17 protein-coding genes are annotated in these 23,063 nt (G+C 53.3%); 6 read left to right on the top strand and 11 right to left on the bottom strand.

Going from position 1 to position 23,063, the window contains the following annotated elements; all coding sequences use genetic code 11:
- Positions 1 to 158: 158 nt before the first annotated feature.
- The 3 genes from EPA93_RS05590 to EPA93_RS05580 all read right to left on the bottom strand — a co-directional run bounded on the left by EPA93_RS05590 (position 159) and on the right by EPA93_RS05580 (position 7,131).
- Positions 159 to 1,334: a Cfr family 23S rRNA (adenine(2503)-C(8))-methyltransferase gene (locus EPA93_RS05590; RefSeq protein WP_129886101.1), complete on the bottom strand. Its 1,176-nt coding sequence runs from the start codon at positions 1,332 to 1,334 to the stop codon at positions 159 to 161.
- Between the two features lie 742 nt (positions 1,335 to 2,076).
- The gene (locus EPA93_RS05585; RefSeq protein ID WP_129886100.1) at positions 2,077 to 3,834 is read right to left on the bottom strand and encodes a peptide ABC transporter substrate-binding protein; all 1,758 of its coding nucleotides are present in this window, start codon (positions 3,832 to 3,834) and stop codon (positions 2,077 to 2,079) included.
- Positions 3,835 to 4,302: 468 nt separating this feature from the next.
- Positions 4,303 to 7,131: a membrane dipeptidase gene (locus EPA93_RS05580; protein WP_242527327.1), complete on the bottom strand. Its 2,829-nt coding sequence runs from the start codon at positions 7,129 to 7,131 to the stop codon at positions 4,303 to 4,305.
- A 276-nt stretch (positions 7,132 to 7,407) separates the two neighbouring features.
- On the opposite strand from EPA93_RS05580, the gene EPA93_RS05575 reads away from it, so the two are divergent.
- Positions 7,408 to 8,250 carry a helix-turn-helix domain-containing protein gene (locus EPA93_RS05575; RefSeq protein WP_165422896.1) on the top strand — a complete coding sequence of 281 codons (843 nt, stop codon included), beginning with the start codon at positions 7,408 to 7,410 and terminating at the stop codon, positions 8,248 to 8,250.
- Positions 8,251 to 8,524: 274 nt separating this feature from the next.
- Positions 8,525 to 10,030 (top strand): DUF6298 domain-containing protein, encoded by a 1,506-nt coding sequence (locus EPA93_RS05570; RefSeq protein ID WP_129886098.1) that lies wholly within the window; start codon positions 8,525 to 8,527, stop codon positions 10,028 to 10,030.
- 56 nt (positions 10,031 to 10,086) lie between these two features.
- Here EPA93_RS05570 and EPA93_RS05565 read toward each other — a convergent pair whose 3' ends face one another.
- Positions 10,087 to 10,455 carry a cupin domain-containing protein gene (locus EPA93_RS05565; protein WP_129886097.1) on the bottom strand — a complete coding sequence of 123 codons (369 nt, stop codon included), beginning with the start codon at positions 10,453 to 10,455 and terminating at the stop codon, positions 10,087 to 10,089.
- 258 nt (positions 10,456 to 10,713) lie between these two features.
- Complete coding sequence (locus EPA93_RS05560) at positions 10,714 to 11,433, bottom strand: DUF998 domain-containing protein (RefSeq protein WP_129886096.1); 720 nt, start codon at positions 11,431 to 11,433, stop codon at positions 10,714 to 10,716.
- 499 nt (positions 11,434 to 11,932) lie between these two features.
- On the opposite strand from EPA93_RS05560, the gene EPA93_RS05555 reads away from it, so the two are divergent.
- Both EPA93_RS05555 and EPA93_RS05550 read left to right on the top strand, forming a co-directional pair.
- Positions 11,933 to 13,063 carry an alpha/beta hydrolase gene (locus EPA93_RS05555; protein WP_129886095.1) on the top strand — a complete coding sequence of 377 codons (1,131 nt, stop codon included), beginning with the start codon at positions 11,933 to 11,935 and terminating at the stop codon, positions 13,061 to 13,063.
- Positions 13,064 to 13,235: 172 nt separating this feature from the next.
- Entirely contained in the window at positions 13,236 to 14,051 is an 816-nt protein-coding gene (locus EPA93_RS05550) for an arylamine N-acetyltransferase family protein (RefSeq protein WP_129886094.1), read from the top strand.
- Positions 14,052 to 14,202: 151 nt separating this feature from the next.
- Here EPA93_RS05550 and EPA93_RS05545 read toward each other — a convergent pair whose 3' ends face one another.
- Positions 14,203 to 15,048, bottom strand: coding sequence for a CPBP family glutamic-type intramembrane protease (locus EPA93_RS05545; RefSeq protein WP_129886093.1), 846 nt, complete (start codon positions 15,046 to 15,048; stop codon positions 14,203 to 14,205).
- 349 nt (positions 15,049 to 15,397) lie between these two features.
- Here EPA93_RS05545 and EPA93_RS05540 point away from each other — a divergent pair, with 349 nt between their 5' ends.
- Positions 15,398 to 18,118, top strand: coding sequence for a winged helix-turn-helix domain-containing protein (locus EPA93_RS05540; RefSeq protein ID WP_129886092.1), 2,721 nt, complete (start codon positions 15,398 to 15,400; stop codon positions 18,116 to 18,118).
- 11 nt (positions 18,119 to 18,129) lie between these two features.
- Here the strand turns inward: EPA93_RS05540 and EPA93_RS05535 are convergent, their stop codons facing one another.
- From EPA93_RS05535 to EPA93_RS05515, 5 genes are all read right to left on the bottom strand, one after another.
- Entirely contained in the window at positions 18,130 to 20,007 is a 1,878-nt protein-coding gene (locus EPA93_RS05535) for an ABC transporter ATP-binding protein (RefSeq protein ID WP_129886091.1), read from the bottom strand.
- 149 nt (positions 20,008 to 20,156) lie between these two features.
- Complete coding sequence (gene lepB, locus EPA93_RS05530; protein ID WP_165422895.1) at positions 20,157 to 21,140, bottom strand: signal peptidase I; 984 nt, start codon at positions 21,138 to 21,140, stop codon at positions 20,157 to 20,159.
- 253 nt (positions 21,141 to 21,393) lie between these two features.
- On the bottom strand, positions 21,394 to 21,633 hold the full coding sequence (locus EPA93_RS05525) for a hypothetical protein (protein WP_129886089.1): 240 nt from the start codon (positions 21,631 to 21,633) through the stop codon (positions 21,394 to 21,396).
- Between the two features lie 145 nt (positions 21,634 to 21,778).
- Positions 21,779 to 22,024: a hypothetical protein gene (locus tag EPA93_RS05520; protein ID WP_129886088.1), complete on the bottom strand. Its 246-nt coding sequence runs from the start codon at positions 22,022 to 22,024 to the stop codon at positions 21,779 to 21,781.
- A 325-nt stretch (positions 22,025 to 22,349) separates the two neighbouring features.
- On the bottom strand, positions 22,350 to 22,580 hold the full coding sequence (locus EPA93_RS05515; RefSeq protein WP_129886087.1) for a hypothetical protein: 231 nt from the start codon (positions 22,578 to 22,580) through the stop codon (positions 22,350 to 22,352).
- A 137-nt stretch (positions 22,581 to 22,717) separates the two neighbouring features.
- Here EPA93_RS05515 and EPA93_RS05510 point away from each other — a divergent pair, with 137 nt between their 5' ends.
- A complete protein-coding gene (locus EPA93_RS05510) occupies positions 22,718 to 22,975 on the top strand; it encodes a hypothetical protein (protein WP_129886086.1) in 258 nt (85 codons plus the stop codon).
- Positions 22,976 to 23,063 lie beyond the last annotated feature (88 nt).

Below are 23,063 nucleotides of genomic sequence, written 5' to 3'. Positions count from 1 at the left end.
AACATTGCGCTCTGGCTCATCTTCGTGGCGGCTTTCGTTACGCCCTCTCAGGGAACTACGGGAGCTTGCCACTCCCGTAGAGGCGAGTTGTCCCGCTAGCTAGCGGATAGCGCTAGCCTTTCTCCCTGCCGTACTAGCTATTTGTACTCTGCTCCACATCACAAGCCTGGCCCTTTGGCAGTGCAGACCGAGATGCGACCAGGCAGCGTAGAGGCCCGAGCTGGGGGCTGTTCTCTGTGGGCAGCCTGGTAACGACCATAGAGCTGTCCGCAGGCGGCATCGATCTCGACCCCGAAGGATTGTCGGGCCGTGACATGCATTCCGGCAGCTTTGAGCCGTCGATAAAAGCTATCAAACGTCTGCTTATCCGAGCGTTCGTAGGTGACTGGCGCGCCACTTGCCGGATTATAGCTGATCAAGTTGATGTGGTAGAGATGGGCAAGGTTTCCCCTTTCCTTAAGCAAGGCAATCAGGCCCCGCGCGTGCTCGGGCGTATCGTTGACTCCGTGCAGCAGCGTATAGGCGAGATAGACTTTTCTCCCAGTCTGTTGAACGTGCTCATCAAGTGCTAGCATGACCTCATGTAGAGGATATGTCCGGTTGAGCGGAACTAGCAAGCTGCGCTGTTCCGTGAAGGGCGAATGTAACGAGAAGGTGAGATTGACCTGTGGGAACTCGCGCGTGAGGCGCTGGATTGAGGGAATAACGCCTATCGTGGAAACTGTCAGCCGGCGCGGACTTAGCCCGAATAGGGCGGGATCGATTAGAATTTGGAGTGCGCGAAAAGTGTGTGGGTTGGCAAGAGCTTCACCCATGCCCATAAAAGAGACGCTATCGATGGAATGCTTCTGGAGATGGAAGTATAATATCTGGTCAGTGATTTCATCTGCCGTCAGGCTTCTCTTCAGTCCAATGGCTCCGGTGGCACAGAAGGTGCAGCCGAAATTGCAGCCGGACTGTGAGGAGATGCAGAACGATTGCCAGCCCGCGCGATAGGTCATGCCTACGGCCTCGATGCGTTTATGATCCTCCAACTCAAAGAGGAGCTTTCTGGCCTGCGGGGAGAGACTTTCATGGACGGCACGAAGGCTCAGGATGTTCTCGCCAAATGTCGCGCGTAAGGCGCTGCGCAGCGATTCTGGCAGAGTGTGCATCTGGGCAAAGTCGCCAATGCGCTCCTTAAAAATGGCTTGCGTGATCTGCGAGAAACGGTAGGCGGGCAACTGCCTTTCCTCTAGAAAGACACGTATCCGCTCATACTTGCTGAGCTTATTGTGGGCGTGGAACTTTGCCGGCTCTAATTTTACAATCTTGCTGGAATATGTGATTGGCATAAATCTGGCCTCGCTGTCTAGTTATTGCTTGCATATACTTTTCCTGGGTATTGATCTGGCATCGGTGGACACCGATTTCAGTTGCGGTAGCCATGTGTTTCCTCCAAATGTGAGTATATTTTCGCTTGGCGAAAGTAAAAAAGAGTAGATTAAATGCATTATCTGCAATAAAGGTGGGGCGCCAGAGCAAGCTAAGCGAAAGTAAGCTGTGAGCCAGTGTGAGGAAACAATGTGTCGTGCAAGGCTAACAAAAGTGGGGAGGCCATTGTATGGATTGTCAGGAGCTACACTACTGCATAACCATCAGGAGACCATAACCCGTGTACCGTCTTAGCGTAGAGCCCGAATGCATCTACTAAGACATGACAGCATTGCCCTTGGAACTGGCAATATCTCTGGCACAAGGTTTAGTGGCTGCTGGCCATTTCACTCCTCAATCGCAGTAATGTAATTGACTAAAAACAATTATAACATATTTTTGGGCTAAAGTGAAGTATACGATTCGAATCTTGCGCGGGGCTTTCCAGCTCTCAAGAAAAGGGATTGTTAAGGGCGCGTCGCGAGCTAGCGAATTAGTCCTTAACCGGGGACAGGTATCGGGGCTCGCGCCCCGTAAGACGCGACGCGGCCCCAACGTTTCCCTTCTTGCCAACCAGCAATGAGACGGGAAAAATGAGAACTGAAAAGCCCTGCCTTCAAATCTATGTGCTATGTATGCCTTCAAGATGGCTCAGCCTGAAGGCTACACGGTAGCCTTCATACAAGGCGTATCCGTCGAAATGTAGATCCTACCCCAGTCGTTCGGCGGGATACGGCCGGCAGCCGTATACTTCAGGCCTTGTACGCATGGTTTGCGCAGGCCCGATAATGTCGCCTGTGCCATCGGCAGCCACGCTACATCGTTGGCCAGTTGCTGTTCGGCCCGGTTGTACATCGCCATGCGATCGGCGCCAGCGGGGGCGGAATCCGCCTGTTCCATTAACTGCTGGACAGCTTGCTGCTGCACGGCGTCTGCTGCATGATTCTGTCCATAGCTCATGGTATTGTTAGCCGAGCCGGGGCCGAATTGCAGCGTCGTCCAGTTCTCTGGATCGGGATAATCGGCGGTCCAGGCAGTACCATAGTACAACTGCAAAGGATTAGCTGAGCCCTTGCCCAGATCCTGGATCAGTACCCCTGTATCGATACTCTCAACCTTGACGTTGATACCCAACACACTTTGCCACATCTGCTGCATCACCGCGACTTCTTCCTTGATAGCCTCTCTGCCAAGATCCGAGTAGGTAAGGGTAATAGTGGGAAGTTGCGCTATACTGTTATAACCCTCCTCCTGCATGCCTTGCTGGAGCAGTTGCTTTGCCAGCGTTGGATCGCCGCCGGTACCCTTCACTCCCGCCGGGCCAATGAGGTTTGGACTATAGCCATTCATGCCCTCTGGCACGATATGATTGGTGGCGAAGTATTGATTCTTCCAGACGCGCTGCATGATCAGATCCTTGTTGATGGCCAGGGCGAAGGCCTGCCGGATCTTGATGTTATCGAACGGTTTTTTGGTGTAATTCATACTATAATAGTAGATTTCCAGCAAAGGTATTTGATAGAAATCGGGTCTGTTCTTCGCCTGCTCGTAGGTGGTGCTTAACAGCTGCGGGTCGTCCTCAACCTGGTTCGCCTGGTAGGACTGGTAGAGGGTGGATATGTCTTTGAAGATGGGATATTCCACTTTCGCTAACTGTGGTTTGGGGCCGTAGAAATTAGGATTGGGGATGTAATCAATGCCTGTGCTGCGGTTGAAGTGCGAAACATTGAAAGGGCCGTCAGTCCCCTGGCCGCCGTTATCGCTAAGATGCTCAATCCAGTGATCGCCCCATTTGTCAATCATACTCTTCTCGACGACGTATGAGCAGGGATAGGTTAGCGCATCAAGAAAGAAGGTATATACTTTGTCAGTGATGATAACCACGGTATTGGGATCAGGTGCGAGCAAACTGTCTCCGATAAGCGTCTTGATCGTGCCTGCTTGCAGTTTATCGGAGTCCTTGATGTACTTAAGATAGTACGGACCCGTTGGCGACTTGGTTGCGGGGTCCAGGGCGCGGTTGATGCTATAAACTACGTCCTGGGAAGTAAGCGGAGTGCCATCACTGAACTTGAGGCCCGGCTTGAGGGTAAACTTGTAGGTCTTGCCATCGGGCATGACTTCATGTGAGGCGGCAAGTTGATCAGTTACGTGGAGGTTATCGTCGAGTTGCACTAATCCGGTAAAGATAAGGTCCAGGGGCGAAACTGACGATCCGTCAGTTGCCAGAGCGGGATCCAAGGTTGCAATGGCGGTGTAGCCGTTGATAATGCCTGAGACAAACACCTGCCGATTTTGGGGAGCCTTAGTATGCGCGGTGGCTGGGTGAGGGTTGCCTGTGCCGCAGCCGGCGATTACTATGCTTATAAGGCACAGCAGCGTTACGCCAAGGCCAGACTTCAGTTTTCTGCGAGTTTGCATCTGTTGCTTCTCCTCCGAAAAATACTGCACTCATCCCCTGGCGCTTAGGTGACGTCTTGCCTGTCCATCACCAGCTTCCAGATGACTGGTTTATATGGGTGGGCCTGGCAAGTTTGCCTCAATTGGGCAAGTCAGAGTGAGCTTATGCTTAGCACACGCAGGAAACCTTAAAGGGATGAGGCAAATGGGGACGATTGTTTGGCACATTCCATCATGGATCATGGCCGTCTCCTCGGGAATAAAATACAAGATGTAAAGATGGGTAAGAAATAGCGTGTGCTTGCTGTTAAGCATAACCATTTGCTCGTTGCTTTGTCAAGGCTAAGCTGGACAATATCAGAGCTGTTGCAAAGTTCAGCAAGTTTACTCATACGGAGTGAGCCCTTAACAATCCCCTTTGGGAGAAGTGAAGAGCTATACGAAGGCTGGCTATATGCGGCCAGCCTCGTATTAAGAGGAACGTGTGGCTTATAGTTCGCGACTACGGCGTTCGCACTTTTCCCACGTTTGAATATACTCCTCGGCCGAACGGAAGAACGGGAGCAGATCCTCATTGGAGAGCCCACAATTTTTCAGATCCTGAACCAGATCCGGCAGCATGCCATAGTGTGCTACTCCATCAAGATTGATATCAAAATCGCGTTGCCCGGCCCGGCTACGCATCAGGGGCGCATTATTGCCTTCCATCGCCTGCCATCTTTGCCAGATGGCCAGCACTTTCGGATACATCTCATGCACTGGCTGCGGATCGCGCTCAGAATTGCCAGGCTCCTGCCCCGTTTTCACAAGAAAGGCCGCGCGCTGCTCCCAGGGTTCATCGCCGGTCAGTAGACCGGGACGTGTTAACTGCTCATCGCTAGTCGCAAAGAAGCCTTTGGCAAAGTTGGCTACGCGATCAAAAACGTCAAGAATATTTTGCTCTTGCCAGGGATTGTGCCCCGCTTTGTAGAGTCCGACTGCCTGCCAGATATCGCGCTCCATATCATCGTAGACATCGCCCTGCAGCACGCCCTCAAAGCGATAGTGGCGCACATCCTCAATAGGATCGGCGTAGCGTACGCCGTTCTCCTGGCTCGCAGCCTGCTCTCGGCGCATGGGCCTGCGACCGGGATCGCGGCCCATGCCCGCCACATCAAAATCCAAGAAGTAACCGGCATTGAGCCCAAAACGTGGGCTCGTGAATTTGGCAAAACCGTTGGTATCGGTGCCAATGCCAACGCCGCGCCCGCCCATCTTCTCAACGGCATAGAGGTAGGCCTGGGCCCATGTTTTGGCCGAGCCGGCACTATCGTTGCGCACTTTGCCCTTCAAAGATGGGATCACCTCCCCAACATCGCGCAGATCGTTTTGGCAGGCGATAGGCGCAATGACCCCGCCCAGTTTGCGGATGCGCTCGATCTGTTCCGCAGATTTTGAGCCCTCGTTGCAACATTTGTGAATGCTCTGGGTCTCGCTCTGCCAGTGCCAGGCCAGTTCGCGAAAACTTGTATGTCCCGCTACCACTGGATAGTCATGCTCTTCAGCCAGGGCCAGGGCCTCTTCGACGGCTTTATGCGACATATGATCGACTTCCACCAGCATACCAAGATGCATCATTTGCTGAATGAAGAAGCGTCCCAGATCTGTAAGGCCGGCCTGATTGATATGGCCGCCCTTGACTTCTTTGTAGGGCGGATGGTAGTCCTGGGTGATACGGGCTATCTCGATGGCTGGACCGGGATCTTCTTCAAGACGGAACTGAATGCCCAGCGCGCTGCCGTCCTCTAACTGGAAGTATTTATTGTGTAAGAAGTGATTGGACAGGCTGAACACATCGTTATAGATGGCCGAGCCGGCGAAGGCGTTATCTGCTATATGCACGGGGAAGAGATGGCGTATGCCCAGATCGTGATAGAGATGCTGCAGATAAGCCTTTATGGTATTTTCGGCGAGCTGATGTGCATCCTCCGCTGCGTGTAGCGCATCCTGCAGGCTGCTAGCCGTGTTTAGCGCACTCATCGCCGCTGACGCACTGCTTGGGGCAGCATAAAGCTGGGCAGCCTTAAAGAGTGAATCGACCTCAACGCCTAGCACGACAGCCAGCTTGTTCTGGCGAATGATACGGCGCGCATCGGCGGGCGTATAGGCAATCTCCATCCAGTCCTGGTGATGGGCTGCCTGCTCTTTCATGGCCGCGATCTGCGTTTCTATGGCGGTCTTATCGTCATAGGGCGGGCGGCCATTATACTGGTTGGCCAGCGCCTCGTTATTGACGGCATGGGCGACCATCAGGCGCAGCCCGCCCTCATATGCGCGCTTTATCCAGTCGATGTACATCTGTTGGTGAACGATTGTGGTGAACTTGGGCCAGCCGTCGAACTGAGGATAGCCGCCAACATAATGGCCGACATCAAGGCCATAGCCGGTCTGCTCAAAGAAGGACATGATGACGTTGCCATCCTTGCCGGCAATTCCGGTACCCCCTACACCATGCGCCGGCGTACACCAGGGAAGCGCTTTCTCAATAGGTCCATCGGACTGGCCCCAGAAGATAACGCCGCCGAAGGCCAGATGAGACATCGGATGCGAATGCATATCGGCAAAACCCCATACCGGCGCAGCCGGGTCGCCTGCGCCCAGCTCTTCGGCCAAAGTCTCTGGCTTCTCGGTAGTCAACTGAAAATCATCGACGTTAATATGCCCGCTCGTTGTGTTATCAACAACGTGAATGCAGGCCTGCTCGCCTTCGAAACTTGCTGCGTTAAACGCTACGCGACGCATAAGCTCGCTACCGTGCCCGCTAGCCTCAAAGACCTGGTAATAGTCACCGCGCCCGCAGAGCTGAACGCGTGGGTAGCTAGAGGCTAAGGCCGCACTATTGGCCGGCGTAGCCTTGATAAGCAGAGCGATGCTGCAGGAATGTGGCTCGTGTGTGCCACCAAGCAGGCAGCTAAACCAGGGAAAGCGTGGCTCAAGTAGAAAATCGTCGGAGGTCAGTGTGCCGGTCAGATGATCCTCGGTGCTGATCCAGTAATCGCCAAGGTGGCCAACGGGATAGGGGCCATCCCAGTAATCGCCGCCGAGGGCAATCAAGCCGGGCCTGACCTGGCTGGCCAGAAATTTATCTCCGCGCACCGGTTGCTGCCGAAAGGCCTCACCTTCTGGCGTCCAGAACGTCAGGTCGCCCGAAGCAAAATCCAGGTGCAGGGGACCGGTTATGGAGATGGTGGAAGAGGAATTTCCTTGGGACGCATTACAAATCCGGGCTTTAGGCTCTACAGCTTGCTTATATGTCCTGCCATGTATACTATTCATCATCTCCATCCTTCCTCCTAAACACGCAGAAATTTCAGTGTTACAAACAGTATAGCAAGCAAAATTCCATAATACAACTAAATCCCCTGAATGTCTTTAGCAAGCTATCTGACAGAAATGACGCATCTGAAGCAGCCCGGGATATATTTCCCTCAGCTTTTTAGAGCATGTAGCACCATTCTCAGCGCAGAATTCTTCTTGACGAATCTCAAGACCCATTGCATAATAGAGAAGTTCAGAAGCTTGCCAGGCCTGAGACAAATGCAAGGGATAATTTGTATGCTCTATGCTTGCCACACCCCATCTTACCCGCTCAACTCCTATATCTATGACCTCTATTATCTAGAAGGTCCTGTATCCTATACACGCCTGAAAACCTTTCCCATACCCTCATTGAACTTGATGGTGAACTTCGGCCACCCTTTCTCTGTACGTAGATCAGATCAAGCCCAACCTCTTGCTGTTTGTAGGCGGAGCTGGGGCGTAGGAGTGTTCAGCACTTATCATGTCGTCGATTGGCCACCGTCTGTGCGGTTTTTCGGTGTCCATTTCAAACCCGGTGGCGCTGCTCCGTTCTTCCCGCTACCCCTCTCTGAATTGCACAACCAGGTTGTAGAGCTGGATGCCATCTGGGGATGCTTTGCTGACGAAGTACGTGAGCGCCTCCACGATGCTCCGACTATCGAGGAGGGCTTTGCCCTCTTCGAGCAGCTTTTGCTTGCCCGCTTCTCTCATATGTCGCGTGGCTGGGGGCTTGTACAACATGCCATAGAGGAAATTGTCAATCGGCATGGCGACCTATCGATAAGGGAGCTCAGTGAGCAGATTGGCATTAGCCAGAATCATCTGAAGACCCAATTCAAGCAGCTGATCGGCGCCTCACCAAAGGAATTCGCCCGGCTCTCGCGGTTTTTCCATGTCCTGTCCTCGATTGATCCAATGCAGCCTGTTGATTGGACGTTGATTGCTCACCAATCTGGCTTCTATGACCAGCCGCACTTTAATAAGGAATTTGCGGCGTTTACTGGCTACAGCCCGAGCCGCTATCTGCTCTTACGTCGTCGTTGTTGCGCGCAGGACCCACAACAGGGCCAATCTCTTGGCCAGATGCCGATTGATTGAATTTTTACAAGCCAACTGCATCATTTCTACCTACAATAGACATAGCGATGCCACGGCGGGCTCCATCAGACGGGAAAGATGGAGAACCTGCAAACAAGCCAACCTGCCTGCTTATTGCGACTGTAGTGCCTGGATCGTAGACCAATGCGGCATGCTAGCATAAGCACAGCTGAGAAAAGAAAATCTCATATGATAAGAAGCAAGCCGCATAGCCGGTTTTTGTGGTTCTTGTCAGTGAGACCTGGCAAAGAGTAAGACAAGGAGAAATTCACTTATGTCAGAGAGCGCTTCAACGCCGCAGGCTTCTCGCCATGCCGAGTACGCTCCTGGACCTCTCGTGGTCTGTGCGGCCAACCCACGCTACTTTAGCGTTGCTACCGACTCACCCATTGATCAGAAGCCAGTTTATCTGACCGGCTCGCATATCTGGAACAACTTACAGGACGGCCTGGGTCCCGGCCTGAACTGCTCTGATGTTCCGGAGCAGAATGATTATAGCGCCTATCTCGCCTTCCTCAAGCAGCATGGACACAACTTTATTCGGCTCTGGCGCTGGGAGCAGTTCAGGTCGCAGGCAGTCCCTGCCAACTTCCATCTCTGCATGATGCCGCAGCCCTGGCCGCGCACGGGTCCGGGATTAGCCCCAGACGGCAAGCCAAAGTTTGATCTTTCCAGCTTTGATTCGCTTTACTTCGACCGATTGCGCGCTCGTGTCATTGCTGCTGGCAAGGAGGGTATCTACGTCTCTGTTATGCTCTTCGACGGCTTTGGCCTCCACTTAAGCAAGGCGCCTGACCATATTGAGGGCCATCCGTTCTATGCAGCCAACAATATCAACGGGATCGCGCTCTCTTCGATCAACGATTCCCAGGTACTGCCCCTCGATCCAGGCATCAAGGAAGTGCAGGAAGCCTATATTCGTAAGGTCATCGATACCGTGGCTGATTTATCCAATGTTCTCTACGAGGTTGCCAACGAATCGGCGGGTGGTGGGCAGGTTGATCAAGAGTTTGCTGATATGTTGGAGCTTTCTGCTGTTCCGTTCTGGGGTGATACCACAGCCTGGCAGTATGAAGTGATCGAGTTTGTCAAACAGTACGAACAGCAGATGGGCTACGATCGGCATCCCATCGGCATGACCATGCAATTTCCAGTTGCGGATCAGGCGAAGGTCAATGAGGCGCTCTGGAAGAGTCCCGCTGACTGGATCTCGCCCGGCAATGATGATGAGTTTGGCACTAATCGCTGGTTCGCAAATCCACCGGAGAATCCCGGCACAAAGGTAGTACTTACTGACACAGACCATTATGCCGCTGGCCAGGGCGATGCCTTGTGGGCCTGGAAATCCTTCCTTCGCGGGCATAACCCCATCCTTATGGATTATGGGATCATAAATGTTACTACCCCGCTTGATCCGTCGCTGGGCGTGCCCTCTTATGAGTCGCTAGAGCCAGCGCGCTACGCCATGGGGGATACGTTGCGTTTCGCCAATCGTATAGGCTTGCGCGAAATGGTGCCGCGCTCCGATCTCAGCTCAACTGGCTACGTTCTGGCAAATCCTGGCAAGGAATATCTTGTCCTCCAGCCTGATGAGGCCGCTCATCAGTTCGAGGTGACCTTGGAGGCTGGCAACTATACAGTCGAGTGGTTTCATATCGCCGCTCGTCAGACGGAGATGGCCGGAGAGCTTTCCGTTGAGCGTCGTGAAACAATCAACTTTGCCCAGAAGAAACTACCGAGCGGTCCAGTTGTCCTGTATCTCAAATGGCAGGCCCGGTGAGCATTTCTGCTATCTGCGTCACCGGGGGCTCGTCTCGATACGCCGTTTGCCAGCTTTCAGGCAGCCAGTTGCACAACAGCCGTGAGCACGTTGCCGTCGCCAACAGCGCGGGAGGCATGTCCCTTGCCTGATGTGTCTTCCGCCAGCACAACGCTGCCTGGACCAAAGCGACGCGCCTCGCCATCGCTTACTGTGATTTCAGCCTCGCCTGTCAGATAGATGAGGAGGAGCCGCCGTGGCGCTGGATGTGGCTCGCTATCCCATCCGGCTGGAGAGCCGAGGAAAGCAACATTGGTGCTGGGCATCGCTGGCGACAAATCCAATGGTGGTGCAGGTGGGGCAAAATCGACAAGGGACATCTCGACTTCCACGTCCTCGAAGTGAGAGTCGCCGTTTTTGTCAGCATATATTCGAGTGTATTTCATCTTTCACCTTACTTTGAGCTATGAACTAAAAACGCTATCTTCCCTCATAACCTCTCAGATAAAATATACCCTCTGAGGGATCGAAAAACAATCCTTTGTCCCATAGCGTTTCTCTTATGCCACATTCTGCTATCATCAGTCCGGGAAAAAGCTGCTTGCTTCATGATACGACCTCCTGGCATCCCACGATGAACCAGAGGAGTCTTATGAAAGTGGCTGGCCTGAACAGAGGCAGGCAAGTTCTTTGGGGCAGACAGCTCAATACTCGCGTTCGTGATAATCTTCAATCAGCGCCTCTAGCGCAGCGCGACGGCGCTCGCGGACCACCGCGATAAGGAGCGTGCAGCCGGCAATAAAGTTCCAGATCTGTAAAGGGAAGACTGCAACGCGCTCCATGCCTCCCATGCCGAGCGTGAGGTAATGGCCCGAGAAGAAGAGTCCCGTAGCGACCAGCCCGATAATTCCCATCAGGGTTGCCAGGATACGGATCGTCTTCATATAGCCATATCTGGCGCTTAAAACCATGAGCATGAGGCCGAGGTTGCCGGGAATCATGATGAAGAGCGCGCCCAATACATGCAGATTTTCTTCAACATCTGCGGGCGTCAGGCCGACGAGGAGCCAGGCCAGCCCGACGATAATGAGCAGCACGCGCGCGGCCCAGGAGATAAATGAGCGACGCCAGAGAGACTCGATCGCGAAGATCCCGACGATGATCAAGAGCCCGCCGACGATGATGGATGTATTCATAACAGTGTGGAGGGGAGAGCAAACATAACGCGCGTTGTCTCCCCAGGGCTGGCAATTGACGTTGCCAAGATCGCTGATATTGTTGAGGGACCAGCTATAGGGCGTGGGCCAGGCGGATTGGACGATGAGATGGCAGAGAAAGAACTGAACGCTTCCTATAATCCACACCAGCGCGCCAAACCTGTCGCGCACTGTGCCAGGGGCAGGTTGTTGGCTTGTTTGGTGCATAAAGACTCCGTACTCTTTTCGAGTGCTTGCATATATACTGCTTTTATATTCTTCTGTGCCTCGCCTGATATCAGCGAGCGCAACAATGGTTATAGTATGCAGAGATCCGTCAGCTTCTACCATGCTAAATACTTGCCTGAAACTGTACAAATACTGTACATTCAGTAAATCTGAAGCAGCGTAAAAGAAGGGCCAGGAAGCTCAGTTGGGTCGAATTTATGCTTTCCCTGGTCCGGCGGGCGTGTGCGAAGGCCACGATCTTTGTCTACATACCTCTTTGCTCTGTAGAATAAGCAACAAAGCCCAGACTTTGTGTATTGATCCCCAGTGTAGTTTCTACCATACTTAAAGGAGCGGCGCGAAAAGAAAGCCGCACAGCGCAGCCTTGAGACGTGTCGCAAGCAGTACGCGAGCTATGTTGAACCGATGTAGATAAGTCAACTCGGCATGGCGCACTTAGCTGATCTGTGGCACACGTTTGCTCTGAAAGGAGAACTACTTGACGACACTTATCATAATTTTCATGCTTGTTTTGCTCTTGCTTTGTATCCTCTGCCTCGGCCTTACAGCCTGGCTGGCCTCAACCGGCCTCCGCGTAAAAGCCGCGCGGCCTCCAGTTCTGCTACCGGTGCTGGCGGTAGCGCCAGAAACAGTAACCCTTCCTCGCCTGCCAAAGACAAGTGTTGACGGTATTTCTGGCCTGGCCTGGCAGGATAATTTTGCCGTGCTCGGTGAGGTTGTGGCCCTGGAAGCGCAGAGCGTAACGCGCCGAATCATTCAGGCTTCCCAATTGCCTGAGCCTGGTTCTCAGGTACGTTGGAATAAATTTGTCTATCATGGTGATCCACAAAGCGCGCTAGGGTTAACTTTTGAGGAGGTGCGCGTTCCCGGACCTCTAGGTGAACTGGCTGCCTGGCAGCTCGCCGGCCAGCGCGAAACATGGCTGGTGCTTGTCCACGGTTTCCATGCCACGCGTGAAGAGGCCTTGCGCGCCTTGCCGACAATCGCCAGGCAGGGCTTTCCCGCGCTGGTCTTGAGCTATCGCAATGATCCCGGCGCACCTTGCAGTCCCGATCAGCTCTATCATCTTGGCGATACTGAGTGGCAGGACGTTGAGGCTGGGGTTCGTTATGCTCTGGCGCAGGGAGCCAGAGATGTGATCGTATTTGGCTGGTCGATGGGCGGTTCTATTGTTGAGACCTTTCTGCACCGTTCGGCCTATGCTGCTCAGGTGCGCGCAGTTATCCTCGATTCGCCTATTCTCAACTGGCAAAGAGTCCTGCAGGCACAGCTTAGTCTCCTGCATTTGCCGCGCTGGTTGGGGTCTATCCTTAGAATGATGGTTGAGTGGCGCGCACAAATCAGTTTCGCTAAACTCAATTATGAGCATCCCAGTGCCAACGAGCGCGAAATCCCAACATTGCTTTTGCATAGCACCGCTGATGCCTTGGTGCCGGTGACGTCGAGCGATATCTTTGCCCGGACGCATTCTACTTGCGTAACGTATCGGCGTATGGAAGAAGCCGAACATACCCTGCTCTGGAACCTTGATCCTCAGGCTTACGAGAATGACCTTGCGGCCTTCCTGCAGCGTATGTGTGCGCCTCAAGCTTCTCTGCGTAACGAATAAAGCTAGCTCCTGCGTCCATAAGTATTGGGGTCAGATGCCCTTGACCATTTGGACAGCGGAAAACTGACCTTTTGGCTGAAGTTTGGGCTGCCTTCTTGCGCTAGAATTATAGTTAGATTAATGGATTCTATGCTGAGAGAGTTTGGTCCTACCTGAAGGAGGTTTGTGATAGATGTCAGCTAGCCCTTTTCGCCTCGATGCCTATCTTGAGCGTATCAATTATCGTGGTCCGCTTACACGCAGCGCAGAGACGCTCAAAGGCTTGCACCGTGCCCAGATGCTGAGCATTCCTTTTGAGAATTTTGATATCCTGCTGGGAAAACCAATTCACATAGATGCTGATAGCCTGATGCGCAAACTGATTGATGAGCGGCGTGGTGGTTATTGTCATGAGCTCAATGGTTTGTTTCTGCTGGCACTGCAACATTTAGGTTTTGCTGTGAGGCCGCTGGCCGCCCGCGTTTCTGCTGTTGATGGCTGGAAGAGAAGATCACACCAGATGGCGATGGTAGAAATTGAAGGCAAGCCCTGGATCGCTGATGTAGGCTTTGGCGGCAATTGTTTGATTGAGGCAGTCCCGCTCGATCTTGACCGCGAGTTTCCTCAATATCTGGATACCTATCGCTTCAAGAGCGATGCCAGGCTTGGCTTTATTCTGCAACACAAGCTCGCCGAGCAGTGGCACAATCTGTATGCCTTTTCGCTGGAGGAATTTTATGCGCCCGATTATATGATGATGAATTACTATAATTCAACCTCGCCCGATTCCTTCTTTGTGCAACATATCGTCGGAGCAATCCCTACTGAAGAGGCGCGTATCATTATCTTCGATACTGAGTTGAAAATTCGTCGCCCGGACGAGACAACTACCATTCAGTTGAAAGATAAAACCGCCTACCGAGAGGCTTTAGAGCGCTACTTTGGCATTGTCTTACCGGCGGGGGCTCGCTTGCAATCCCCTTATTCCGAGTTTAGTTTCCAGCTCTAAATGGAATATGCAGGAGCTTGAAAGGGAAGAAGTTGGCCCGGCGTACATAGCTTGAAGTCTGGCTTGTGCAAGCGAAGTCAAGCATTGCTTGCTGGCCCGCCCTTCCCAGAACTGCCGGTCAGTTAAACGCGAACAAGATTGCCAGGCGAGCCTAAGCTTGCCAATTAGTGCGATAAGCTAGCTGAGCGCGGGTCAGGACGATTAGCAGGATGGCGAATGCTAGTCCGATGAGCAACTGGCTTGTGCCAAAGGCATCTTCTATTGAGGGCGGAACTCCCTTATGGATAATAAGCAGCCCGAAAAAAGTTGAGAGGGCATTAAAAGAGGCGTGGGCCAGGATCATGATGAGCAAGCTGCCATTGACCCGATTGAAGAGCCAGGTGAAAATGCAGGCCAATCCCACGACGGCAATTACGAAAAAGCCAAAGCTCAGGAGGCCAGGACCCAGCCCTTCTTGAAAGTCACCAAGATGGATGGGAAGGTGCCAGAGACCCCAGAGCAGGCCTAGGATGAGACTTGCACGCAATGGGCCATAGCGCTGCTGTAGGCGCGGGAGGGCAAAGCCACGCCAGCCCGCCTCTTCCAGTAACGGACCATAACAGAAGACGGTAATGAAAGCTGGCGGGTAGTACTGGAGCCAGGCGAGGGAAAATCCGTTTAGATCGGCTTGGGCCGCGGGCTGAAGCACTGTTCCTAGAATGAGCATAAGGGGAAATCCGAGCAGCGCGAATATATACAAGAACCAGTTTTCGCGCCACTGAATATAGCGCCGGAGCAAGCGCAGAGCTGCAGCTTTTCCCTCGGTTATATAGGTCATGAGAAACGCCGAGCCAGTTACTCCAAGGAGTACGCCAGGGATAGCCGCGGGCTTGGGAAGATCCAGCAAGACATAGGGCAGCCATAAGACCCAGGTAATCACGTAAGCCAGGATAAAAAACGAAGTTAAGGGATAGCGCTTAAGTATATTGTCTTGTTTGTGTGCTTGAGAAAAGGTCATTCAAAGAACTCCTTTGGCTATAAGCCTCTATTTGTTGAGAAGAACAGCGAAGAGCTGCTTACGCTTTGTTGGGGATAGCATAGCCGTGCCGGGGAGCTAAGTCATGCTCCCGCAGGTGTATCATTGCCTTGAATTGTAGATATGCATCAAGAGATGTAGCGCGGCGAGGCGCAATGGCTCTTACGGGCCATAAGCCGGCCTGTTTGGGCTTGACCTTTTGCTCCGCGTTTGATACCATCTTTTCGATACAGGCGCCCGGAGCCTGTTTCTTTACCAGCTCAAGGATGGGCTTGACAAGGATCGGGCTTGCCGGGGAAGCAATCAAACCGTACACATAGCGAAGAATAGGATGTTAGAAAAAAAACCTCTTCTCACACCCAAATTTTTTATGCCAGTCCTGCCGGAGCAGGCTCTTCCGCGTTCTCACGTGTTAAAATTGCTGGCTCCCAGTCTCCATCGTAAGCTCACGCTCATCTCGGCCCCGGCCGGCTTTGGCAAGACCACGCTTCTTACTCTCTGGCTGCACTCGCTAACACAAGCAGGCCAGGGGGCTCCTCATGTGGTCTGGATCTCGCTTGATCAAAGTGACGATAATGCCTATCGCTTCTGGGAGTACATCCTGACCGCTTTAGTGCCCTTGACAGGCCGGGCAGCCTTGCAAGCGCTTTTGACCTTGCCGCCTCCGCCTTTAGAAGAGGTTCTGACCATCCTTATCAATACTCTGGCGGAACTGCCGGAACCGATTGTCCTGGCCCTTGATGACTATCACATGGTGAGCGATTCGGCCATTCACGCGCATCTCATCTTCTTCCTTGAGCATTTGCCCCCGTGCATGCACCTGGTCTTAGCCACGCGCTATGATCCGCCCCTGGCCCTGGCGCGTTGGCGCGGCAAGGGACAACTTGTGGAGATACACGCCGAGCAATTGCGCTGTAGCCGGGAAGAGATGGCGACCTTTCTTGCCCAGATCATGGGGCACGCGCTTTCCGAGGAAGCTATCGCCCTGATCGCCGAGCGTACTGAAGGCTGGCTGGTTGGCTTGCAGTTGCTCGCGCTTATGCTGCAGCATCAACCGGATGCGACGCAGGTTTTGCAAGAGTTGAGCGGAAGCCAGCGCCCTTTATTACAATATCTGACTGAGGAAGTGTTGGATGAACAGCCAGCTGAGCTGCGCACCTTCCTTCTGCGCACGGCGATTCTTGAGCGACTCAGCGCGCCCCTCTGCGCTGCGGTGATGCAAAACAGCGTGGCAGCCTGCCAGGATATGTTAGAGCAATTGGAGCGTCGTCACCTCTTTATCGTGGCGTTGGATACGCAGGGCCGCTGGTACCGCTACCACCATCTCTTTGCTGAAGCGTTGCGCCATCTCCTGGCCCGCGATATGGAAGAGGCAAAGCTCTGGCAGCTTTATCAGCAAGTGAGCGACTGCTATGAACAGCAAGGCATGCTCGCCGAAGCCATCGAGGCTGCTTTTGCCGCCCAGGACTTCGCCCGCGCCGCTCGTCTATTGGTGAAGTGTTGCCAGACCGCGCCTTTTCGTTCGCATTATCTGACCTTGCGCCGCTGGCTTGAGCGCCTGCCACGTCCCTGGCTGGAGACCTCAGCAGAATTATGCCAGAGCTATGTTCTGGTTCAGGTTCTCACCGGCCAGCAAGGAAACGAAAAACTATTACAGCTTGCCGAGCGCCATTGGAAGAGCTTAAACCAGCCTCAGCGCCTGGGGCAAGTGCAGGTCATTCGCGCTCTTCTTGCCCTCAAACAGGGAGGGGATATCTCCAGCTGTGTGGCCCTGGCGCAGCAGGCGCTTGATTATCTGCCTCGTGAAGACGTGTACTGGCGAAGCCATTGCGTCCAGTATATTAGCGAGCACCTCCTCTTTAACGGGCGTGGTGAGGAGGTCAGGAGCATGCTTGAGGAGGCCTATGCCCTGGCACAGCAGGCGAACAATCTCTATAGTATGTTCAAGATACGCTTGCATCAGGGCTCGCTTCTCCAGGTTCAGGGCAAGCTTCACCAAGCTGCCTCCTACTTCCACGAGCTGGATACAACAAAAGAATTGGCGGAGTTCCCCTATCTGGCCTATGTGCGGCTGCTGCGCCTTGTCAGCTTATACTATGAATGGAATGAGCTTGCGCGCGCCGAATTCTATCTAGCGCGGGCTGAAAGCTTACTTCCTCACCTGGAGAAGGTACTTCTCCTACCTCAATGTGCCCTCTATCGCGCGCTCATCGCCTTTGCCCGTGGTGACTATGCCCTGGCCGAGGATTATTGCTTTCAGGCTGAGCGCATTGCGCAAAATAGCGGTTTCGTTCTCGCCGTGGAAGAAGTACTGCTCTATCAGACGCGGCTCTACCTTGCGCGCACCGATCTTTCGTCAGCTCTGGCCTGCCTGTCCAAAGCTAGTCTATCGCCAGAGCTGTTACTTAACGAGATGCCAGCTAACGAGCATCTTGATTGGTATTCCTGCCTGATCCGCTTGCTGCTTGCCCAGGGACGAAACGATCAGGCCCGCAGCTTGGCCGAAAGACAGGCCCTGCTGCAAAAGGAAAACTTTGCCTCCTACATCGAGTTTCAACTGCTCGAAATTCTCGCTCTGCAAGCTCAAGGTCAGCAGCAGTCAGCCCTTGAGGAGCTACGGCGCCTTCTGGTACGCTGCAGGCCAGAAGGCTATATCCGGATTTTTGTGGATGAGGGAAAAGATCTGGTGCCTTTGCTGCAAGCTCTGTCTTCACATGAGCGAGAACCATTTATGCTCAGCTATATTGAGCGCTTATTGCAGGCCTTCGCACCTATTCAGCCATCCGCCGAAATCGCTGGCCTTGCGGCCAATAAGCAGCCTGTGTGCGCCTCTACATCGTTACCTGAGTCCGATCTGCTCAGCGAACGGGAAAGAGAGGTCTTACATTTACTGGCCCGTGGCGCCTCAAATCATGAGATTGCTGAGGCCCTGGTGATTACTTACAACACCACGAAGCGTCACGTGCATAACATCCTTGAGAAATTGCAGGCCAGCAATCGCACCCAGGCCGTAGCCCAGGCTCGCAAGCTTGGCCTGCTCTCCACTGAGTAAAAGGACGCGCCTTAGCCGATCTGCTCCTGTACCGGGACCTTTCCGATGTAGCTTTCTACCTGCATATTGTAGAGCCTGGCATAGGTTCCCGCGTGCTCCACTAGCTCTTCATGGCTGCCGTACTCAGAGACGCTGCCTTGCTCCAGTACCGCGATGAAATCGGCCATACGTACTGTGCTAAAACGGTGGGTAATAAGCAAGCAAGTGTGATTTTGCATAAGCTTGCGAAATTGCTGGAAGAGCTCATACTCAGTCTGCGCGTCAAGAGATGCCGTGGGCTCGTCGAGGATGATGGCCTCCGCGTTGCGCAGAAACATGCGCGCCAGGGCTAGCTTTTGCCACTCGCCCCCGGAAAGGTCTGTTCCCTCGTCTTCTTCTCCATCTGTCTCCTCGGCCATCCAACGGCTGAGCATGCTCTGATAGCCATGAGGCAGGGCAGACAGGCGCTCGTGCACACCGGCTTTACGCGCCGCATCCTCGATGCTCGGCAGATCCTCAAGCAACTCGGTCGCGCCAAGGCCTATATTCTCCTGGGCGCTCAACTCATAGCGCACAAAATCCTGGAAGATCGTGCCCAGGTGACGCCGATATTCGGTGGGCTCAAACTCGCGAATATCGATACCATCCCAGAGAATTTCGCCCTCGCTAGGATCGTAGAGCCTGGTGAGGAGCTTGACCAGCGTCGTTTTGCCGGCTCCGTTGAGGCCGACAAGCGCCAGGCAGCGCCCGGCCGGGAGGGAGAGATTGAGATGCCTGACGATCCAGGGATGGTTCTCGCTGTAGCGAAAGGAGACGTTGCGAAAGGTGATGCCCTGCGTTAGCTGTGGCACCGGGCGCGGATGGGCTGTATGGCTGATCCGATCGGGCAGAGCCTGCACTTCCTGATATTGCTTGAAGAACAGGAGGTTTTCGCCAAGCCGCGAGAGCGCAAAAGCCATGCTCATTAAAGTCTTTTGCGTATTGTCAACGGCTTGAATATAGAGGGCCATATCGCCAAGGCTGATGCGGCCGCTAAAGGCCTGCAGGACCACTATAATAAAGGCACCAGTCGAGACGCAGCTCGTCAGCATGGAAAGCAGGCCTTGCCAGCGCAGTTCACGCAATTGAAACTTACGTTGTGCCTCGTAAATATGCTCGGTAGTTTGGGTGAAGCGCTGCAAAAAGTGGTCGCCTAACAGGAAGAGGCGCACCTCCTTGGCAAAGGGAATCCAGGAGAGCACCTGGCTGTAATAGGCAGCGCGGCGCTCCTGCGGGCTGTTCTCCATGTAGAGGCTGAATTGCTGACGATTTAGTTTGAGCTGAACGATCAGATGGGGGATGACGGCAAGGCCGAGTCCCAGGGCCAGTAAGGGGCTTAATAGAAACAGGACGGCGAAAAAGCTGATAAGCGTGATCAAGCCTTGAAGGAGGCGCGCAAAGGTCTGTAATGTCTGGGCCGGGGCGAATTGCACATGGCTGGCTACGACCTGTAATGTGTTGTGGAAATGCGGATCTTCGAAATGGGCAAGGCCGCTCAGGCTATTCATTTTCTTGTAGAGCGCTTGCCGGATAGAAAGGGTGAGCTGGCGATTCAGCTCTGCTTGTAGATAGTCCTGTAAAGGCGAGGTAAGTTGGCCGACAACTGAGATGGCCGCCTGAGCCAGGAGGAGAAAGATCAGGCCCTGCAAGAGCTGCGTGAAAGGGATGCCGCGAAAGACCTGGCTGAGCTCATCAAAGAGGCCCTTACTGATATAGCCGCTGGCGACAGGGATCAGGCCTTCAAAAACCTGCAGCAGAAGCAGGATGAGCAGGCAGAGCGGCTGCGCGCGCCAGGCGAGCTTGAGCATCTCCCAGAGGAGCGCAAACCCATGTATCAGACGTTTCCATTGATTATGTAAATTCTTCAGCATAATGTTGTCCTGAAATAGACTGTTAGCAATACACTTTCTCCCTCTAATTTCCCTGCCATTTTATCCACCTTCGTGCCATGTCCCACAGGCAGCGATTTTGTAAGGCTTCTCCTCTAGAAGCCAGCATTCTGCCTCCACTGCGCACCAGGTTAGATAGGGCTGAGTCGTCTGTTCGGCTGTGGAGAACCAGATGAAAGAAAGCCGTCCCTTTTTAGCCTGCCCTGCGCATCGATCAAGCAATAGCAAGGTGTGCCAATTATCTTATAATCGTGAAAGAGCGAATGCGTTGCGCGTGGTGTCACCAGTACCGGCACTTCGATCTGAAACTCCTCTACAAGCGCCTGCGCCTGTGCCAGTTCCACGCCGCAAGCAAAAAGAATAGCCGGGTTGGACTGGCCGGCAATCTGGCGTGCCAGTGTCGCATAATTGGGGATGAACAGGCGTGAAAGTCGCTCTGAAGCTATAAAGAACAATACAAGAGGCTTTCCCGCATAAGTAGCAAGCTCGCAGATCTCGCCATTCACGGTTGCTGCGCTAAATGCAGGTGCCGGCGTGCCGGGTGGCAAGAAGTTTGCAGACGGCACCGCTTCGAGCCGTGTGCTAACTTTTGCGTATGTCGCATTCCTGGATGGCGCTAACTTTCTCAGCATGATCCCGACGATGCTGCGCTGAGGAAGCGGTCCCCAGGTGCGCGAATCGAGACTGTTCTGGCGGTTATCTCCACAGACGAAGATGTGCTTAGCTGGTACTTGCCAGCTTTTCAGGCGCGGCTCGACTTGTCCTTCTGCTTCTCTCGTTACGGGCATCTTGGCCTGCAAGCTTACAGGTAGCGTATCAGTAACCGTCTCGCCGGCCAGTGCTACCAGGCGCTTCACATAGTAAACTTGAGCAGGTTCGCCAGAAGCAAAACCCTTCTGGATCTCAGCCGGTGGCTTGATAATTACTACCTCACCCTTACGCAGTTGTCTTATCCCAAAATGCCGCAGTACCAGGAGGCGATCGCCGTGCTGCAGCAAGGGCAGCATGCTCGCTCCTTCAACTGTGATGACCAGGAAGATTGTGCGAAATAGCAAGAATATGAATCCTGCAATAAATACAATTACCAGCAATAGCAGAAAGGTGATCTGTAGCATTATATATTCCTGCGTGAGTGATGATAACGACGTATGAGATGGACTATTTCCTCTTACGCCAGTCATTGCAGAGAATGAAGCTTTACTGCTTTCTCCCTATTATGTGCGACTGCCGTAAAAATCCTGGTTCGGACCTGGAAGAGGTTCCAGGCCCAAGGGTGACGAGCGACACGTTAATAGATTTGTCCCTAACGTGTAACAGTACTATGAATAGAACTCGGCCGCATCGTACGGCCCACCCGTATCGCGAACCTTAGCAGCAGCGGCCAGCATAAGAATCAGACATCGTGCCTTGACATTCGTCATAGCAGCGTAGGCGAAGCGCCTGACCGTGGCCACAGCGAACCTTGGAGCAATAGTAATAGCACCATTCGCAGGTATCAGCCTTTGCCCTGGCCTGTGGGGCAATACGTTGGGCCAGGGAATCAAGCAAGTGGCTGAGAGGAGCGAACTTGCTGATAAGGGCATCTGTATTGTTGAGTAGGGTCTGCATGAGTAAAATCTCCTTGTATTCCGCGTGTATTTGTGATAGAGAGCGAGAACTGTAAAAACTTGTGAAGAGGCCTCTCTTTCAAGCGTGCTAAGCACGCCGGGAGAGCAGCAGGACGTAAACTTGCGGAGATGCCGTCTGGCTCTCCTTAGCAGACGCAGCCAGCGGCTACATCAGAGACGCTACCATCACACTGATCGTAGCAGTGCAAGCGACGCGCCTGATGGTGGCTGCAGCGAGCTTCAGTGCAATAGTAGTAACAATGCACGCAGGCCAGAGCACCCGCCCGAGCTTTGCCCTGAGGGGCGACGCGCTGGGCCAGGGAATCTAGCAAATGGCTGAGAGGAGCGAACTTGCTGATAAGGGCATCTGTATTGTTGAGTAGGGTCTGCATGAGTAAAATCTCCTTGTATTCCGCGTGTATTTGTGATAGAGAGCGAGAACTGTAAAAACTTGTGAAGAGGCCTCTCTTTCAAGCGTGCTAAGCACACCGGGAGAGAAGCTGTTCGGCACTGCTGGGTAAGATCTACATAGTAAAGCCTCCTTTTTGTGTGTTCCATGTATATCAAGAGAGCGAGAATTGGGTTCTGACTTGAGAAATAAATCTATCCCTTTATCTGGCCTGTAACCCGAGCCTGGAGCAGTTCCCCAGGCCCAGGAGCGACAGGCCGAGATACGACACCGCCGCTATAGAATTGCTATCCTATGGTCGTTGCTCATCAACAGTCGCAGCCAATACGCCTATCAGGGCCTTGATAACACCTTTCCAGGCGGGCGTAACCATGACTGCAGCGAATCTCGGTGCAGTAATCGTAACATTCGCACTGTGGGCAAGTCGAAGCCTGGGCACTGGCTTGAGGTGCAATGTGCTGAGCTAACGAATCCAGCAAATGGTTAAAAGGTCCGAGCTTGCTAAGAAGAGCATCGGCGCTCGTCAGTAAGTGCTGCATTGGTAAACCTCCTAATATCTGACTGACAACCCGAACCCGGGCATTTCCCCAGGCCCAGGAGTGGCAGGGCGAGATATGGCATCACCGCCGTAGAGTTGCTATCCTGTGCCTATTGCTTGGATGAGCAACGAGAGCTGATGGATATGCCAACTACCCTGCGATCCTTAGCAGTAGCAGCCGTCATCTTTAGTTATGGTGATGTTTGTGCAAGAGTTAAAGATTCTTATCTTGCGAAGCATTGCGTGTCTGCAATAGATCTCAGTGCAATAATAGTAGTACTCAAGGCAGCTGTCGGCCTTAGCCCTGGCTTGTGGCGCAATGCGCTCAGCGAGCGAGTTCAGCAAATGGTTAAAAGGGCCGAGTTTGCCAAGCAAGGCATCAGTATGATTGAGTAAAGTTTGCATTGGTGAAAACCTCCTGTAACTAATCATGAAATTTACTGATTTTAGAAGGGTGCTTGCTTCGGCTTCTCGGATTTTTTGT

It is taken from the genome of Ktedonosporobacter rubrisoli (genome assembly GCF_004208415.1).
GTDB lineage: Bacteria > Chloroflexota > Ktedonobacteria > Ktedonobacterales > Ktedonobacteraceae > Ktedonosporobacter > Ktedonosporobacter rubrisoli.
Note: the sequence above shows the minus strand (reverse complement) of the source record. Positions and strands in the feature narration are given on the sequence as shown.

Bases quoted from the DNA above. Each gene is read 5' to 3' on its own strand.
- EPA93_RS05550 (WP_129886094.1), top strand. From the start codon at position 13,236: ATGTCAGCTAGCCCTTTTCGCCTCGATGCCTATCTTGAGCGTATCAAT.
- EPA93_RS05510 (WP_129886086.1), top strand. From the start codon at position 22,718: ATGGATATGCCAACTACCCTGCGATCCTTAGCAGTAGCAGCCGTCATC.
- EPA93_RS05575 (WP_165422896.1), top strand. From the start codon at position 7,408: ATGCTCTATGCTTGCCACACCCCATCTTACCCGCTCAACTCCTATATC.
- EPA93_RS05520 (WP_129886088.1), bottom strand. From the start codon at position 22,024: ATGCAGACCCTACTCAACAATACAGATGCCCTTATCAGCAAGTTCGCT.
- EPA93_RS05545 (WP_129886093.1), bottom strand. From the start codon at position 15,048: ATGACCTTTTCTCAAGCACACAAACAAGACAATATACTTAAGCGCTAT.
- lepB (WP_165422895.1), bottom strand. From the start codon at position 21,140: ATGCTACAGATCACCTTTCTGCTATTGCTGGTAATTGTATTTATTGCA.
- EPA93_RS05525 (WP_129886089.1), bottom strand. From the start codon at position 21,633: ATGCAGACCCTACTCAACAATACAGATGCCCTTATCAGCAAGTTCGCT.
- EPA93_RS05585 (WP_129886100.1), bottom strand. From the start codon at position 3,834: ATGCAAACTCGCAGAAAACTGAAGTCTGGCCTTGGCGTAACGCTGCTG.
- EPA93_RS05540 (WP_129886092.1), top strand. From the start codon at position 15,398: ATGTTAGAAAAAAAACCTCTTCTCACACCCAAATTTTTTATGCCAGTC.
- EPA93_RS05580 (WP_242527327.1), bottom strand. From the start codon at position 7,131: ATGATGAATAGTATACATGGCAGGACATATAAGCAAGCTGTAGAGCCT.
- EPA93_RS05515 (WP_129886087.1), bottom strand. From the start codon at position 22,580: ATGCAGCACTTACTGACGAGCGCCGATGCTCTTCTTAGCAAGCTCGGA.
- EPA93_RS05560 (WP_129886096.1), bottom strand. From the start codon at position 11,433: ATGCACCAAACAAGCCAACAACCTGCCCCTGGCACAGTGCGCGACAGG.
- EPA93_RS05590 (WP_129886101.1), bottom strand. From the start codon at position 1,334: ATGCCAATCACATATTCCAGCAAGATTGTAAAATTAGAGCCGGCAAAG.
- EPA93_RS05570 (WP_129886098.1), top strand. From the start codon at position 8,525: ATGTCAGAGAGCGCTTCAACGCCGCAGGCTTCTCGCCATGCCGAGTAC.
- EPA93_RS05535 (WP_129886091.1), bottom strand. From the start codon at position 20,007: ATGCTGAAGAATTTACATAATCAATGGAAACGTCTGATACATGGGTTT.
- EPA93_RS05565 (WP_129886097.1), bottom strand. From the start codon at position 10,455: ATGAAATACACTCGAATATATGCTGACAAAAACGGCGACTCTCACTTC.